This is a genomic window from Thioalkalivibrio sp. AKL12 (assembly GCF_000377925.1).
GTDB lineage: Bacteria > Pseudomonadota > Gammaproteobacteria > Ectothiorhodospirales > Ectothiorhodospiraceae > Thioalkalivibrio > Thioalkalivibrio versutus.
In genome coordinates this window covers 116,586-131,562 of sequence record NZ_KB898899.1, presented here as the reverse complement: position 1 = coordinate 131,562, position 14,977 = coordinate 116,586, and the positions used below count along the sequence as shown (strand labels likewise).

Sequence of the window (14,977 nt, the reverse complement as noted above, 5' to 3'; positions counted from 1 at the left end):
TCATCCAGCCGGGCAAACCGATGCAGAACGGCTTCATCGAACGGTTCAACGGCAGCTACCGCCGCGGGGTCCTGGACCTCTACGTCTTCCGAACGCTGACCGAAGTCCGGGAACACACCGAGCAGTGGCTGCAGGACTACAACGAAACCATCCCTCACGACGCGCTGGGGGACCTGACGCCGGTCGAATACCGGCAGTTACACACCCCGGAAACCTCTAGTTATGCGTGGACCTAATCCGGGGAAGTCGACATGACGATCAAGGGAGCCCGGCCTGGAGGATGGCAAGAATGCCCCCAGGGCCCGATGCCTACTCGAACATTCGAAATTGCCGCCCAAAATCCGTCATCCCGGAAACCGCGAAGCAGTTATCCGGGATCTCCGCCGCTGAAGGTGGCACAAACGTCGGGGCATCCCGCCGCAAGAGATCCCGGCTATCCGCTGCGCTACGGCCGGGATGACGTTAATGGTGGCCGGCATGGTCTGCGGCTTCGATGACGATGCCACAACAAAAAAAGCCGGACCCATGCCGGGTCCGGCTCAATCAATCAAACACGTTGGCGGTAGAAGCGAAGCCGTCAGGCCTTGTCCACCAGTCCAGTCCCGTCCAGCCCCTGATCTTCCTTGAACTGCTCGACCAGGGCCAGCACCGCCTCCGGTGGTATCTGCCGGATCACGTTCTCGCGGTCACCGTCCATCACCGTGATGACCGTCCGACCACTCACGTCGTCCACCGCGAACTCCAGCGAACGCTTGCTCGATTGCAGATAGTTATTGATCGATTCCACCACCTTCTCGAGATCCGAGGCCTCCACCGGCGGCGCCGATCGAGGCGTCTCCGGCGGCCGGGAGCGGGTTTCTTCCCCGCTCCGCGGGCCTTGATCCGGCCCGGAAACACGAGAACCCGCGGCGTCCATCCCCGGACGATTGTCCGATGCCGGACCCCGCGGCGTCATCAAGACTGGCGGTGAAGTGACATTACCCACCTGATCACTCATGGCACTGTCCTCTTCAGACGGAAGGAGGGCCGAGGGAACCCCGGCACCTCCGTCCTTAACCTACCCTGCGTACGGCTCTTACTTACTGCAGCAGCGCCAGGGCGTTCTGCGGGACCGCGTTGGCCTGAGACAGCACGGAGGTACCCGCCTGCTGCAGGATCTGCGCCCGAGTCAGCTCGGCGGTCTCGGAAGCGAAATCCGCGTCGCGGATACGCGACCGGGAGGCCTCGAGGTTCTCCGTCGTCTGGGTCAGGTTGGAGATGGTCGACTCGAAGCGGTTCTGGATCGCCCCGAAGTCACTGCGGATGTCGCTGACCGCGGTCAGGGCGGAATCGACACGCAGAATCACTTCGTTCGAAGCCGCCACCGTCAGGACATTCACATCAGCGAGGCTACCATTGACTTCGTTGTTTTCGTCGAAGCCCAGATTTGCCGCTTCGTCACCAGTAATAGTGATATCGTCTGACGCAAGAATACTAATCGTGTCATTGTCGACCGTGACCGACACGCCGCCGAGCTCAGAGCTCACAGCATCCGCCAACTCTTGGACAGACTCGAAGGTTCCGGTAATGGATACGGCGTCCTGGTCGCCGAGCTGAATCGATAGGTCACCATCGCCCAGCACCAGAGGATCCGCGGCCACCGCCTCCTCGCCATTATCGATGGTATTAGTTCCGGCGGAGAAATCGCCACCGTCAAACCCACCTCCAGACGTAAGGTTGTCCGCCGTAACCTCAATGCCGAAGTCAGTACCATCCGCTCTGGTGAACACCACATCACCGTCTTCAAAACTGCCAGTAAAGCTGATTCCAGCGTTATCAAGATCCGTGGCCGCAGCAGCCAGACCGGCGTCAAGCATTTCCGCCGTGACAGTTACATCGGCGTCGACGCCAGAATCATAAATTTCAACTCCGCCTACTTCCAAAGTGAACTGGGAGTCACCAGCGCCCGCCACCACAGCTTCAGTGAAGTCCCCAGACGACGTGGACGTGGTTGCCACAGCGTCCTCGCCTGCAACGATTTGCCCCGTAAGATCGCCAGAAGCCGACGCAGCCGTGCCGATGGCGTCCAAACGGGTGCTGGACTCGAGATTCAAGTCGATCGTTTCGCCGACATTAGCGCCGACTTGGAATTTGGCATCCCCGAAGGAGCCGTCCAGGATCTTCTGCCCATTGAAGGAGGTCTGCGACGACACGCGATCGATTTCCTCAAGGCGCTGTTGCACCTCGCGGTTGATCGCCTCGCGGTCCGAGTCAGAGTTGGTCGCGTTGGCGGACTGCACGGCCAGTTCCCGGATCCTCTGCAGGTTGTTCTGGACTTCCTGCAGGGCGCCTTCGCCGGTCTGCGCCAGGGAGATGCCGTCGTTCGAGTTGCGCACGGCCTGGTTCAGACCGCGGATCTGGGTGGTGAAGCGCTCGGAAATCGCCAGACCGGCCGCGTCGTCCTTGGCGCTGTTGATACGCAGGCCCGAGGACAGACGTTCCAGGCTCTGGGCCAGCGCGCCCTGAGAGTTGCTCAGGTTACGCTGCGCGTTCAGGGAAAGAACGTTGGTGTTAATTACTTGGGACATGATCGCTCTCCTGTAAGAGTCTTGCGTCACCGCCTCGGGCGGTTCTGGTGAACGGGTTGATCCCCGCTCTCAGAAGCCTTAACGACCCTCACCCAGGAACCTTTAGCCCTGCATCGAAATTTTTTTCGACCGGCGGCAATTCCTTGCCGCCCCCAGTTCCTCCAGCCGCGAAACCGTAACGCCGCGCTCCGATGCCCAGCCATTATCCGGACCGCACTCCGGCCACCATGGCCTTCTCGGTCATCCCGGCCGCAGCCCCCTGTCCGTCATCCCGGCCGTAGCGAAGCGAAGAGCCGGGATCTCCTCATGCGCGAACACCCCGACGTCTGCGCCACATTCAGCGGCGGAGATCCCGGATAACCGCTGCGCGGTTTCCGGGATGACGGAGGTGGGTGGTCATTTCGAGGGTTGGGTGGTCATTCCCAACGTGCGTGCCTCCAGCCAGCCCGCATCCCCCGGCCGTTATCCCGACGAGCCCCTCCTTCGCCATCATCCTGGCCGCAACGCACCCCTTCCCGTCTTCCCGGCCGGAGCAAAGCGGAGAGCCGGGATCTCCCCACGTGCGAACACCCGGACGCTTGTGCCGGCTCCAACGGCGGAGATCCCGGATAACCGCTGCGCGGTTTCCGGGATGACGGGGGTGGGTGGGCAATCCGCCGGATGGGTGGCCATTCCAAACGTGCCTGCATCTATCCAGGCCATATCCACGCCATTATCCCGTCGGCACCCTTCCTCGCCGTCATCCCGACCGCAATGCCCCCTTCCCGTCATCCCGGCCGCAGCGCAGCGGAGAGCCGGGATCTCCTCACGCGCGAACACCCCGACGTCTGCGCCACCCCCAACGACGGAGATCCCGGATAACCGCTGCGCGGTTTCCGGGATGACGGGGGTGGGTGGGCAATCCGACGGATGGGTGGCCATTCCAAACGTGCCTGCATCTATCCAGGCCATATCCAGGCCATTATCCCGTCGGCACCCTTCCTCGCCGTCATCCCGACCGCAATACCCCCTACCCGTCATCCCGGCCGGAGCGGAACGGAGAGCCGGGATCTCCCCACGCGCGAACACCCCGACGTCTGCGCGCCACCCCCGTCATCCCGGATAACCGCTCCGCGGTTTCCGGGATGACGGGGGTGGCAGGATCGTACGGAAACGAGGGCCGCGACCCGGCCGCTCAAGGGTGGCGATTACATCCCGTCATTGCGAGGAGCCGCAGGCGACGTGGCAATCAGCTGGCAGGGCGCAAGGCGTTTTAATCCAGCACTCTGCTTGTCCCGAGCGATTGCTTCGTCGCTGCGCTCCTCGCAATGACAGAGGTGGTGGATTCGCGGCTGGTTCGCGGGCTGACGGTGGTGGAGGTCGGAGGTGAGACGGTTCGGGTATATGCCCCAGGGCCTTGATATACTTGAGTGATGCGCCTGACGGACGAACAACAGACGATCATCCGCGAGGAAGTGCGCCGTGCATTCGGGCCGGATGCACGCGTGAAGCTGTTCGGCTCGCGCGTGGACGATGCCGCGCGTGGCGGCGACATCGACCTCTACATCGAGGCGGACGGCACACCGGATGAACTGCTGGACCAGGAACTCCGCCTGTACGTGGCACTGCAACGCCAACTGGGCGAACGCCGTGTGGATATCGTCGTGCATCCGCGCGGCGCGCCGCCCCGCCCCATTGATACGCATGCCGACCGCACGGGTGTCGCCCTGTGACCGCCACAACGCCACAGCACCGACTCGCCCGGCTCATTGATCTGGTTGATCGCGAGGACGAGCACCTGCTCGCCGTGCGCGAACGCCTGCTGGAAGGCGATTGCACAGTCGGTCCCGAACGCGTTCAGGGTATCCTTGCCACGGACACCGGGGTCGATCGCCTGGAGTCCTTCGGCGCGAAGTTCGGCCGCATGCAAGACACCATCATGGACAAGCTCGTCCCCACGTTTCTTGCCTGCGCCGGGGAAAACACGGGCCCGGCCATCGACAACCTGTCACGTCTGGAGAAGCTCGCCCTCATCCAGGACGCCGACGCCTGGCTACAAATGCGCCAGCTGCGCAACCGCCTGGTCCATGAATACATGGAGAGGCCCGCCGACCTGGCCCCGGCCCTCCAACGCGCCTGCCGCTTCACCGACCAGATGCACGCCGACTACCACGCACTGCGCACCTACGCGCAGGACCACCTGAAGATCGGACCTGCCAGCCTTTAAGGTCTCAAAGCCGCTGGCTATCCCTCGCATCATCCCGACCGCCCCGACTACTCGAGCCCGGCCGGACCGCCTCCCTTCCCGGCATCACGGCCGCAGCGCTCGCCTTCTCGTCACCCCGGCCGCAGCGCTCGCCTTCTCGTCACCCCGGCCGCAGCGCTCGCCTTCTCGTCACCCCGGCCGCAGCGCTCCCCTCCCCGTCATCCCGGCCGTAGCGGAGCGGAGAGCCGGGATCTCCCCACGCGCGAACACCCCGACGTCTGCGCCACCTCCAGCGATGGAGATCCCGGATAACCGCTGCGCGGTTTCCGGGATGACGGAGGTTGGGTGGTTATTTCGAGGGTTGGGTGGTCATTCCCAACGTGCGCGCCTCCATCCAGCCCGCATCCCCCGGCCGTTATCCCGACGAGCCCCTCCTTCGCCATCACCCCGGCCGCAGCGCGCCCCTCCCCGTCATCCCGGCCGTAGCGAAGCGAAGAGCCGGGATCTCCCCACGTGCGAACACCCCGACGCTTGTGCCGGCTCCAACGACGAAGATCCCGGATAACTGCTTCGCAGTTTCCGGGATGACGGGGTGTGTGCGCGGCGACTGGTGTAACGGTCACAGGCGCGCATTGCCATGGCTGGCGCGGGCTAGAGCAGCCAGGTGGTCCCGATACGGTGTTCGGGGATGGCGCCGGGGATCAGGTCCATCAGGAGCCAGCCGAAGATCAGGGTGATGAAGGCGCCGCAGAAGACGGTGGCCACGAACAGGCCGATGCGATTGCCGCGGCGCAGGCCGATGATCTCGCGCAGGGACCAGTAGAGCAGCCAGAGGGAGTACAGGATCAGCAACAAGGCGATGCCGTTGCCCCAGGGCCAGGGGAACGCGGCGACCACCTTGCCGACCCAGGCGGGCAACAGCCCGACCGTGACCGCGAGCATCGCACGGTCCGGGTGCGAGTAGCCCTGGAACAGCTCGGTCAGGTAGTGCGCGGACCAGGCCATCCCCAGCACCCCGATGCTCATCGCCAGCACGCTGTAGACGCCAAAGCCCCAGGCGCCCGGCATGGCCTCGGGCGGCAGGCCAATCGGGATCACCAGGTAAAGCCATTGGCTCGCGACCACGCTCACCAGCAGCACCGGCAACGCCAGCCAAAGGAATGTCTGCCACCACGGCGGGGCGGGTTCGATTGCCCGCGCATCGCGCACCGCCCCAAGCGGGTTTACGAGCGCGCGCAGGGTCATGCGGGCGGGATTGATGCAGGCACGAACGGTCATGCCCGGAGTATGTGGCAACTACATGACCATTCTATTACAAGCCGTCTTATGCCCCCCTTGGTGGCATTTCTGCTACCATCTGACCATGAAGGCCGTGTTCGATACCAACGTCTTCGTCGGTGCCTGTCTTGGCGTAGGCCCGGCCAATTACGCCATACAGGCGTGTATTGAAGGACGAGTTACACCGGTGATGGGCACGGCCTTATTCCGGGAGTACGAGGACGTTTTGGGCCGCGTCAAGATCTTCGAAGGAAGTCTGCTGGACATCGCCGAACGCGAACGCCTACTCGATATTTTCGCCGCCCGGTGTGTATGGTCCCGCATCTACTTTGGTTGGCGCCCCAATCTTCGCGACGAGGGCGATAACCACCTGATTGAACTCGCGGTAGCGGGTGACTGCCAAACGATTGTGACGCGAAACAAACGAGACTTTTTTCAGATGGAGCTGCAGTTCCCGGATATTCGAATTCTCGATCCCGCTGAACTGTTGGAGGTTATTAGCGCATGACTGCTTTAACCGTACGTTTGCCGGACGACAAGTACGAACGGCTGAAGGCGCTGGCACGCGAACGTGGGACCAGCGTGAACCGCCTTGTCGACGAGATGGCCACGCTGCTGATTGCAGAGCACGATGCCGAGACCCGTTTCCGGGTGCGCGCCCAGCGTGGTCAGGGCCGGGAACAGGAAGGTCTGGCGCTGCTGGACAAGGCGATGGGGAACACCTCGCCTGATTGAGAGGCGACTCCCTAATGCAGGGCGAGCGCGAGCGCGAGCGCCATGACGGTAATCGCCACCAGCTCCACCAGTTCCAGGGTGGCACCGGCCGTGTCTCCGGTGAAACCGCCGAGCCAGCGACGCAGGAAGGCGGCGATGGCGAACACCAACGCCAGTGCAACGGCCAGGCCCAGGATCAGGCCCCAAACACCGGTGACCAGCGCCAGTAGCAGGATCAACACGCCGGTGGCTACCAGCACCATCTGGGCGGGGCTGCGCGGCAGGTGTGCGGCCATCTCGGCGCCCAGGCCCTGCTCCCGCACGTAGGGCACCAGCAGAAACAGCCCGGTGAGCGCCGCCCGCCCCAGCACGATGGCGACCAGCAATGCGATCCAGGCACCCGTCTCCACCACGGTTACCAGAGCTCCGAACTTGATAAGCAGCACCAGGACCAGCGCTGCCACGGCCATCGGACCACTGGCCGGGTCCTTCATGATGGCCTGGGCGCGTTCCGGGTCCTGATGGCTGCCAACCCACGCATCCACCGTGTCCGCCAGGCCGTCCAGGTGCAGCGCGCCCGTCAGACCGACCCATAACGCGAGCACCAGTGCCGCGACCAAGAGCGGCGGCGTGCCGGGTATGGCCGCCAGCGCGATACCGACCAGCACCACGAGCAGGCCCAGGATCAGACCGACCAGTGGATAAGCCAGCACCGAACGGCCCAGGTCGGCCGGCTGCGGGTCTAGCGCGGGGGTGGGCAGGCGGGTGAGGAACTGGAGGGCCAGCCAGAAGGGTGTCAACACGACGCTCATGTGGGTGCCTGGCCGGACTTTGGCGGGAGGCATTCGAGGCCAGGGCTGCTCCCGCAGGGGGCTAGGCCACCGAAAGTCCTCGACATAGTTGTGGGAGCGGCCTTGGCCGCGAAGCCCCTGCCCGCGCCAGACTTTGGCAGGGGCTTCGCGTGCAAGCACGCTCCCACAAGAGCCCTCACAAGGCCACCCACAGGGTCTTGGCGCATCGGGGGCGGGAGATTCATCGATAGGGCTGCCATGGCTCGACAATATGCAGGGAGGCGAGCGGGACGTCGATGCCGAGCAGCTTCTCCAATGGCCAGCCTTCGCGCAGGGCGCGGAGCAGCCGGATGACGCCGCCGTGCGCGATCACGAGCACGCACTCGCCTTCGTCGGGCGCCAGGTCATTCCAGCCGGCGACAACACGTTCGCGAAACTCCAGGAGCGACTCGCCTTTGGGGGGCGAGTGATTCACCGGATCCTGCCAGAAACGGCCCAGTGCATCGGCGTCCGTCTCCATCAGCGCCGCCGCCGTGCGGCCTTCCCAGTCGCCGAAGTCGAGTTCGGCCAGGCGGTCGTCGACGGCGAGCGGTACACCGGCCTCTTCCGCAAACGCCTGTGCCGGGGCGCGGCAACGTATCAGCGGCGAGCAGACAATGCGATCCCAGACGCTACCTCCGGCCAGAGCATCACGCATCGCGGTCCAGCCGGCCTCGGTCAGCGGAACATCGCTGCCTCGCCCGCAGAAGCCGTTGCCAGTCGTTTCTCCGTGGCGCAGCAGGCCGATTTGGGCGTGGCGGATAGTCAACTGGCCTCTCCGCTGACACCCGCCTCGGCGAAGGTGGCCATGCCGGAGTGTAGCTCGCAGGCCAGACGTAGCAGGGGCACGGCCGTGGCCGCCCCGCTCCCCTCGCCCAGCCGCATGCCGAGATCAAGCAGCGGCTCGGCCTCCAGCGCCGCCAGCAGGCGCTGGTGACCCGGCTCCGCCGAGGTATGGGCATAGAAGAACCAGTCCGCCGTGCCCGGACACAGGCGCTCGGCCACCAGCGCCGCCGAGGTGCTGATGAAGCCGTCCACCAGCACCGGCAGGCCGATCTGCGCCGCGGCGATATACGCCCCGGCAAGCCCGGCAATCTCGAAGCCCCCCAGGCAGCGAAGGCTGCCGAGTGCGTCGCCCCGCACCTCGCCGTGGGTTTGCAGGGCCTGTTCGATGACCTCGGCCTTGTGCCGCACCCCATTCGCGTCCAGCCCTGTGCCGGGCCCGGCCAGATCGACGGGTGGCAGGTCCAGCAGCGAACAGGCGAGCGCGGCGGCGGCGGTCGTGTTGCCGATGCCCATCTCGCCGCCGATGAACAGTTGGGCCCCGCTGCGCCGCGCGCGCTCCGCGCACTGGCGGCCGGCGTTCAGGGCACGTTCCAGCTGCGCTGGCGTCATCGCCGGCTCGCGGGCCAGGTTGGCAGTGCCGGGGCCCAGGTTCAGTTGCTGCACACCGCGGACCGCGGGCGGCTCCGCGACCGTGCCCAGGTTGATCACCTCGATGGAGGCGCCCAGGTACCGCGCCAGCACCGAGATCGCCGCCCCACCCGTCGCGAAGTTCGCGACCATCTGCGCCGTCACCGCTTGCGGAAAGCGCGAGATGCCCTCGGCCACCACGCCATGATCGCCGGCGAACACCGCGATGTGGACGTTCTCCAGCCCTGGCTTTTCCAGGCCCTGCATGCCGGCCAGGCGTTCGGCGATCGCCTCCAGTTGCCCGAGCGACCCAGGCGGCTTGGTCAGCTGGGCCTGCCGTTCAGCCGCGGCCTGCCGGGCGGCGGCGGCCAGGGTCGCCGGCGGCACCTGCAGCCAGTCACAGTCTTCGGTCACTTGTTGGTCCTCATTGGTCTCTCGTGCGTGCTTTGCCACTTTCCTTCATCCCGACCCATGACTCCTCGCCATCCCGGCCGGCTACTTCCCGTCATCCCGGCCGCAGCGAAGCGAAGAGCCGGGATCTCCCCCGCGGGAACACCCCGACGTCTGCCCCATCCTCCCGCGACGAAGATCCCGGATAACCGCTGCGCGGTTTCCGGGATGACGACGTTGGGGGAGCATCCGAATGTCTGGAACAGGAATCCTGGCCACCCGCCCAACTGTCATGCCGGCCCATTGCTTTTCGTGATCCCGGCCATCCATTGCCCGTCTTCGCCAACCACTTCCCGTCATCCCGGCCGTAGCGAAGCGGAGAGCCGGGATCTCCCACGCGGGAACACCCCGACGTCTGCGCCACCTCCCACGACGAAGATCCCGGATAACCGCTGCGCGGTTTCCGGGATGACGACGTTGGGGGGAACATCCGAACGTCTGGACCAGGAATCCTGGCCACCCGCCCAACTGTCATGCCGGCCCATTGCTTCTCGCCCTCCCGGCCGTAAGCGCTTTCCTTGGCGTCATCCCGGGCGCAGCACTCCCCCCTGACGTCAGCCCGCCCTCCCACTACTGTCCGCCATCCCGGCCGCAGCGAAGAGGAGAGCCGGGATCTCCACGCGCCAGGGATACCCCCTGACGTCCGTGCCACCTGCCAACGATGGAGATCCCGGATAACTGCTTCGCAGTTTCCGGGATGACGAGGGTTAGGTGGCAGGGGTGACGGTTGGGGTCGGGATACTGCGGTGGTGCCGGCCTGCCGGCGTGCTTGTCTATGTGCCTGGAGGGCAGAACGCATCCTGGAGGGCGGAATGCTTGTATGCCAGCCTGTCACAGCGGGTCTCCCTTCAGGACGTGCGGGAGGCCGGCGACGGTGAGGATGACGCGGTCCATCGATGGGGCCAAGCGCTGGTGGAGCCAGCCGGCCTCGTCGGCGAAGCGGCGGGACAGTGCGTCCATGGGCGTGATCCCCATGCCGGTCTCGTTGGATACGAACACCAACGTGCCCGGCAGGCGTGGAACAGTCTCGATCAGCGCCTCGCGTTCACGCTCGATCCGGCCCTCGTCATCGGTGCACAGTAGCTGGGTGAGCCACAGGGTCAGGCAGTCCACTAGCAGGCACTGCTCGGGTCCCGCGGCCTGCTCCAGCGCCCGGGCCAGGCCCGTGCCCGCCTCGACGAGGCCCCAGTCTCCGGGCCGGTCGGCGCGGTGGCGTTCGATCCGGCGCGCCATTTCGGCATCGTCCGCGCGCGCCGTCGCCACGTAGGTCACGGGCAGGCCGCTGGCCGCCGCCAGTTGTTCTGCCAGCCGGCTCTTGCCCGAGCGCACGCCACCCAGTACCAGGGTCTTCATGCGACTGGCTCCTTCCGTTCGGCTTGCAGAAGGGTCAGTATGTAATTCATATCCAGGTGTTCTTCCAGAGAATCGGCCAGGCGCTTCAGGCCGCGCTCCCGCGCCGTTGCCAGGTCTTCCCCGATCTCCATCCCGCTGCGCATACCCGCCCATTGCAGCAAGGCCTCGGCGGCGTCCGATGTATCGAACACGCCGTGAACATAAGTGCCGGCCACCGCGTCATCTGCACTACGCGCGCCATCCGCGCCGTGTTCCAGCTGCAGCACCGGACGCCCCAGGCCCGGCCCGGTCGTCACGCCCGCATGGATCTCGTAGCCCTCCACACGGGCCTCCCGATCCAGCACGCGGTCGCCGCGAACCCGCTCCAGGTGCTTCTCGGGTGCGAGCCGGGTCTCGATATCCAGCCAGCCCAGCCCCGGCGTGGAGCCCGACTGGCCTTCGACGCCATCGGGATCGTACACGGCGTGACCCAGCATCTGGAATCCGCCGCAAATCCCCAGCACCTTGCCGCCATAGCGCACATGCCGCTGCAGCGCTTCTTCCCAGCCCTGCTCGCGCAGCCAGGCGAGATCGGCGCGCACGGACTTCGAGCCCGGTAGGACGACCAAATCGGCGGGCTGCAACGCCTCGCCCGGTCCGACAAAGCGCAGGTCCACCGCCGGGTGCAGCCGCAGCGGATCGAAATCCGTATGGTTGGAGATGCGCGGCAGTGCCGGCACGACCACCTTCAGCGCGTCCGCGGGCGTCGAAGGCATCGCCTCGCGCGGCAGGGCATCCTCGGCATCCAGGTAGAGCCCGTGCAGGTACGGAATCACGCCGAGCACCGGCTTGCCGGTCTCCTGTTCCAGCCAGTCCAGCCCGGGTTGCAGCAAGCCGATATCGCCGCGAAAGCGGTTGATCACGAAGCCCTGCACCCGCGTGCGCTCCGTCTCGCTCAAAAGCGCCAGCGTGCCCACCAAGTGCGCGAACACCCCGCCCCGGTCGATATCCGCGACCAGGATCACCGGACAGTCCACCGCCTCGGCAAAGCCCATGTTGGCGATGTCGCCCGCGCGCAGGTTGATCTCCGCCGGCGACCCGGCGCCTTCCACCAGCACATGGGCGTACTGCGCCGTCAGGCGCCGATGCGAGGCCAGCACCGCCTCAAGCGCCACCGGCTTGTAGTCGTGGTAGGCCCGGGCATCCAGCTCCGCCGCCGGCCGGCCGTGGATGATGACCTGCGCCCCCTGATCCGAGCTGGGCTTCAGCAGTACCGGGTTCATGTCCGTATGCGGGTCCAGGCCACAGGCCGCGGCCTGCAGGGCCTGGGCGCGCCCGATCTCGCCACCATCGGCCGTGACCGCGCTGTTCAGCGCCATGTTCTGCGGCTTGAACGGCACCACCGACAGCCCCCGCCGATGCAGCACGCGCGCCAGCCCCGCGACCAGCACGCTCTTGCCAGCATCCGAGGTCGTGCCCTGCACCATCAGCGTCGTACCCATCAGGACGCCCCCAGCGCCTGTTCCAGGCGCTTCCATTCGTATTCCTGCCCCGGCAGGCCAAAACGAAGGCTGCCCGGCTCATCAAACCGCCGCACGAGGATGCCCTGCGCGCCCAGGTGATCCTGCCAGCCTGCGGGATCGTCCACGCGGCACCACTGAAACAGCGCGGTGCCGCCGGCGGGTTCCAGCCCCTGGTCGCGCAGCAAGTCCGCCAGGCGCTGACCACGTGCCTGGAGCATGCCGCGTGTCTCGGCCTGCCAGGCCCGGTCCGACAGCGCCTGGGTGGCGATCCAGCGGGACGGTCCGGCAAGACCCCACGGGCCCATCCGGGCGGCCAGTCGCGTGCGCAGCGTGTCCTCCGCGATGACAAATCCCACGCGCGCCCCGGCCAGGCCAAAGAACTTGCCCAGCGAGCGCAGTACCACCAGACCCTCGCGCGGCGCGTCCGTCGCCAGGCTCGCCTCGGGTGTCACGTCCATGAACGCCTCGTCCACGATCAGCCAGCCGCCGCGCGCGGCCAGGGTCGCATGCCACGCCAGCAGGTCCGCGCGGTCAAACCGCTGTCCGGTCGGGTTATTGGGGTTGACCAGCACCAGCACGTCCAGGCCGGGCAATGCGGCCTCAATCGAATCCCCATCCAGCGGGACGACGTCATGCCCGGCCCCGTGCCAGGCCCGGGCGTGTTCGTTGTAGCTGGGCTCGAGGATGCCCACGCGCGAAGGGCCTTCCCGTAGCGCGGGCAGCAGCTGGATCGCGGCCTGGGAACCGGGCACCGGCAACAGCGCCCCGGTCCCGTAATAGGCGGCGGCTGCGGCCTCCAGACCGTCGTCCGGTTCCGGCAGGCGTGCCCAGGCCCCTGGCGGAAGCTCGCCCGCGGGGTAGCCATGCGGGTTGATGCCCGTGGAGAGATCCAGCCAGTCGGCCTCGGGGATCCCGTAGCGCGCAGCCGCCTGACGGATACCGCCCCCGTGCACCTGGATCAGTACCTGCGGCTCCGGCGTCTGCATCGATTGGGCCTCAGAACAGGACAACGACAATCACCCCGGCCACAATGAAGGCCATCCAGATGGCCAGCGCACGATCCAGCAGCTCAACCGCCTGGCGAATGCCTGCCGCGTCGGGCATGCGGCCCATCCCCAGGCGGGGTCGCCACTCGCGCTGCCCGCCATAGGGTGCCGCTCCCCCCAGGACCACACCCAGCGCACCCGCCCCCGCCGCCATCACCGGACCCGCATTCGGGCTCTTCCAGCCGGCGGCCTGCTCGCGCCAGCACTGCAGCGCGTCCCGGCCGCGCCCGGCCAGGGCATAGCCCAGCGCCGTCAGGCGGGCCGGGATCAGGTTCATCGCATCGTCCAGGCGCGCGGCAGCCCAGCCAAACGAGCGAAAACGGTCATTGCGATAGCCCCACATCGCGTCCAGCGTGTTCACCAGCCGATAGGCCACCACGCCCGGCGCGCCAGCCACCAGAAACCAGAAGATCGTGGCGAACAGCGCGTCGTTGCCGTTCTCCAGCACCGACTCGATGGTCGCGCCACTCACCCCGCGCGCGTCCAGGGCCGCCGTGTCGCGACTGACCAGCATGCCGACACCGGTGCGCGCCCCAGACAGGTCATCCTTTTCCAGGGCCTCGGCCACCACCTCCGCATGCTCGTCCAAGCTGCGCCAGCCAATTGCCAGCGTGAGGATCGCCACCGTCAGAACCCAGCCCCAGGCCAGCGAGGCGCCCAGTGCGGCCAGCGCCACCCAGGGCAGGACCAGCGCCGCGAGAAGGAGCGCTCCGCGTACACGACTGGGCGCATGCCAGCGGGATTCGGCCCAGGACGCGAGCTGGCCGAATCCGGCGAGCGGATGGAACCGCCGTGGGTCACCAAACAGTCGGTCCAGGATCAGGGCGCCGATCAAGATCAGAAAGGTACTCATGTGTCGCCACCTCCGGATGGCCCATCCGGACGCGCGGCGGATTCCCGGGCGTCCGTGGACGCAGCCAGCTCGCACGGCGCACCCCAGCGATCCTGGAACACCAGGTCTTCCAGCGGGCGGCGGCTGTCCCAGCCCGCCGTTTCCAGCATCGGCCGGTCATAGAAGCGCTCGACATGCCCGAGGCACAGCACGGCAATGGGGTACCCGCCTTCGGGCATGTCCAGCCGATTGGCCAGCCAGTCCGGATCGAACAGGGAAACCCAGCCCATGCCCAGGCCCTCGGCGCGGGCGGCCAGCCACAGGTTCTGGATCGCACACGCGGCCGAACAGAGGTCCATCTCGGGGAGCGTCCGCCGGCCCAGCACGTAGCGCTCGCGGCCATCGGTCAGGGCCACGACCAGCAACTCGCCCGCCTCGCGGATGCCCTCCAGCTTCAAGCGATGCACGTCGGCCGCGCGCTCGCCACAGGCCTCGGCGGTGCGCGCCTGTTCATCCGCCGCGTGGGCGTGGAGCGCCTCGCGCACCGCCGGGTCGGTAATGCGCAGGAAGCGCCAGGGCTGCATGTACCCCACGCTCGGCGCGCGATGCGCCGCCTCCAGCAGCCGCCGCAGCACCGCTGGATCGACCGGGTCCGGCCGAAAATGGCGCATATCCCGGCGTTCCGCGATCACGCGATAGACGGCCGCAAGCTCATCTTGGGCAAATCCCGAACCCCCGGCATCAGCGCCCGGGCAGGAAGGGTTCTCATTGGCGGGCAACTCGGACTGCATCGGCTTACCGTCAGGG

Annotated in this window: 16 protein-coding genes; 5 read left to right on the top strand and 11 right to left on the bottom strand. The window is 66.7% G+C overall.

The window, feature by feature from the left end; translation table 11 throughout:
• Nucleotides 1-236 (top strand): integrase core domain-containing protein (locus tag D579_RS0110390; RefSeq protein ID WP_018951970.1); only part of this gene is annotated, 236 nt, incomplete at its 5' end.
• 341 nt (nucleotides 237-577) lie between these two features.
• Here the strand turns inward: D579_RS0110390 and D579_RS15355 are convergent.
• Nucleotides 578-916: a flagellar protein FlaG gene (locus tag D579_RS15355; RefSeq protein WP_255346796.1), complete on the bottom strand. Its 339-nt coding sequence runs from the start codon at nucleotides 914-916 to the stop codon at nucleotides 578-580.
• A 163-nt stretch (nucleotides 917-1,079) separates the two neighbouring features.
• Nucleotides 1,080-2,567, bottom strand: coding sequence for a flagellin (locus tag D579_RS15425; protein ID WP_018951968.1), 1,488 nt, complete (start codon nucleotides 2,565-2,567; stop codon nucleotides 1,080-1,082).
• Between the two features lie 1,412 nt (nucleotides 2,568-3,979).
• Here D579_RS15425 and D579_RS0110375 point away from each other — a divergent pair.
• Entirely contained in the window at nucleotides 3,980-4,279 is a 300-nt protein-coding gene (locus D579_RS0110375) for a nucleotidyltransferase family protein (RefSeq protein WP_018951967.1), read from the top strand.
• On the top strand, nucleotides 4,276-4,773 hold the full coding sequence (locus tag D579_RS0110370) for a hypothetical protein (protein WP_018951966.1): 498 nt from the start codon (nucleotides 4,276-4,278) through the stop codon (nucleotides 4,771-4,773). Before D579_RS0110375 ends, D579_RS0110370 begins: the two co-directional genes overlap by 4 nt.
• 630 nt (nucleotides 4,774-5,403) lie before the next feature.
• Here D579_RS0110370 and D579_RS0110365 read toward each other — a convergent pair.
• Nucleotides 5,404-6,030, bottom strand: coding sequence for a YIP1 family protein (locus D579_RS0110365; protein WP_018951965.1), 627 nt, complete (start codon nucleotides 6,028-6,030; stop codon nucleotides 5,404-5,406).
• Between the two features lie 85 nt (nucleotides 6,031-6,115).
• On the opposite strand from D579_RS0110365, the gene D579_RS0110360 reads away from it, so the two are divergent.
• Together D579_RS0110360 and D579_RS0110355 are read left to right on the top strand one after the other, a co-directional pair.
• Nucleotides 6,116-6,538 (top strand): putative toxin-antitoxin system toxin component, PIN family, encoded by a 423-nt coding sequence (locus D579_RS0110360; RefSeq protein WP_026289507.1) that lies wholly within the window; start codon nucleotides 6,116-6,118, stop codon nucleotides 6,536-6,538.
• Nucleotides 6,539-6,555: 17 nt separating this feature from the next.
• Entirely contained in the window at nucleotides 6,556-6,765 is a 210-nt protein-coding gene (locus D579_RS0110355) for a hypothetical protein (RefSeq protein ID WP_018951963.1), read from the top strand.
• An 11-nt stretch (nucleotides 6,766-6,776) separates the two neighbouring features.
• Here the strand turns inward: D579_RS0110355 and D579_RS0110350 are convergent, their stop codons facing one another.
• The 8 genes from D579_RS0110350 to bluB form a co-directional block, all read right to left on the bottom strand.
• Nucleotides 6,777-7,556 carry an adenosylcobinamide-GDP ribazoletransferase gene (locus D579_RS0110350; RefSeq protein ID WP_018951962.1) on the bottom strand — a complete coding sequence of 260 codons (780 nt, stop codon included), beginning with the start codon at nucleotides 7,554-7,556 and terminating at the stop codon, nucleotides 6,777-6,779.
• A 220-nt stretch (nucleotides 7,557-7,776) separates the two neighbouring features.
• Nucleotides 7,777-8,343 carry a histidine phosphatase family protein gene (locus D579_RS0110345; protein WP_018951961.1) on the bottom strand — a complete coding sequence of 189 codons (567 nt, stop codon included), beginning with the start codon at nucleotides 8,341-8,343 and terminating at the stop codon, nucleotides 7,777-7,779.
• Nucleotides 8,340-9,401: a nicotinate-nucleotide--dimethylbenzimidazole phosphoribosyltransferase gene (gene cobT / locus D579_RS0110340; protein ID WP_018951960.1), complete on the bottom strand. Its 1,062-nt coding sequence runs from the start codon at nucleotides 9,399-9,401 to the stop codon at nucleotides 8,340-8,342. The genes D579_RS0110345 and cobT overlap by 4 nt, the downstream gene beginning before the upstream one ends.
• Nucleotides 9,402-10,268: 867 nt before the next feature.
• Nucleotides 10,269-10,790 carry a bifunctional adenosylcobinamide kinase/adenosylcobinamide-phosphate guanylyltransferase gene (gene cobU, locus D579_RS0110335; RefSeq protein ID WP_018951959.1) on the bottom strand — a complete coding sequence of 174 codons (522 nt, stop codon included), beginning with the start codon at nucleotides 10,788-10,790 and terminating at the stop codon, nucleotides 10,269-10,271.
• Nucleotides 10,787-12,271, bottom strand: coding sequence for a cobyric acid synthase (locus D579_RS0110330; protein WP_018951958.1), 1,485 nt, complete (start codon nucleotides 12,269-12,271; stop codon nucleotides 10,787-10,789). The genes cobU and D579_RS0110330 overlap by 4 nt, the downstream gene beginning before the upstream one ends.
• Nucleotides 12,271-13,278: a threonine-phosphate decarboxylase CobD gene (gene cobD, locus D579_RS0110325; RefSeq protein WP_018951957.1), complete on the bottom strand. Its 1,008-nt coding sequence runs from the start codon at nucleotides 13,276-13,278 to the stop codon at nucleotides 12,271-12,273. The genes D579_RS0110330 and cobD overlap by 1 nt, the downstream gene beginning before the upstream one ends.
• Before the next feature lie 10 nt (nucleotides 13,279-13,288).
• A complete protein-coding gene (gene cbiB / locus D579_RS0110320) occupies nucleotides 13,289-14,191 on the bottom strand; it encodes an adenosylcobinamide-phosphate synthase CbiB (RefSeq protein WP_018951956.1) in 903 nt (300 codons plus the stop codon).
• Complete coding sequence (gene bluB, locus D579_RS0110315) at nucleotides 14,188-14,961, bottom strand: 5,6-dimethylbenzimidazole synthase (RefSeq protein ID WP_018951955.1); 774 nt, start codon at nucleotides 14,959-14,961, stop codon at nucleotides 14,188-14,190. The genes cbiB and bluB overlap by 4 nt, the downstream gene beginning before the upstream one ends.
• Between the last annotated feature and the right edge of the window lie 16 nt (nucleotides 14,962-14,977).

Coding starts and splice junctions, on each gene's coding strand:
- D579_RS15355 (WP_255346796.1), bottom strand. CDS start 916: ATGGACGCCGCGGGTTCTCGTGTTTCCGGGCCGGATCAAGGCCCGCGG.
- D579_RS15425 (WP_018951968.1), bottom strand. CDS start 2,567: ATGTCCCAAGTAATTAACACCAACGTTCTTTCCCTGAACGCGCAGCGT.
- D579_RS0110375 (WP_018951967.1), top strand. CDS start 3,980: ATGCGCCTGACGGACGAACAACAGACGATCATCCGCGAGGAAGTGCGC.
- D579_RS0110365 (WP_018951965.1), bottom strand. CDS start 6,030: ATGACCGTTCGTGCCTGCATCAATCCCGCCCGCATGACCCTGCGCGCG.
- D579_RS0110360 (WP_026289507.1), top strand. CDS start 6,116: ATGAAGGCCGTGTTCGATACCAACGTCTTCGTCGGTGCCTGTCTTGGC.
- D579_RS0110350 (WP_018951962.1), bottom strand. CDS start 7,556: ATGAGCGTCGTGTTGACACCCTTCTGGCTGGCCCTCCAGTTCCTCACC.
- cobU (WP_018951959.1), bottom strand. CDS start 10,790: ATGAAGACCCTGGTACTGGGTGGCGTGCGCTCGGGCAAGAGCCGGCTG.
- D579_RS0110330 (WP_018951958.1), bottom strand. CDS start 12,271: ATGGGTACGACGCTGATGGTGCAGGGCACGACCTCGGATGCTGGCAAG.
- cobD (WP_018951957.1), bottom strand. CDS start 13,278: ATGCAGACGCCGGAGCCGCAGGTACTGATCCAGGTGCACGGGGGCGGT.
- cbiB (WP_018951956.1), bottom strand. CDS start 14,191: ATGAGTACCTTTCTGATCTTGATCGGCGCCCTGATCCTGGACCGACTG.
- bluB (WP_018951955.1), bottom strand. CDS start 14,961: ATGCAGTCCGAGTTGCCCGCCAATGAGAACCCTTCCTGCCCGGGCGCT.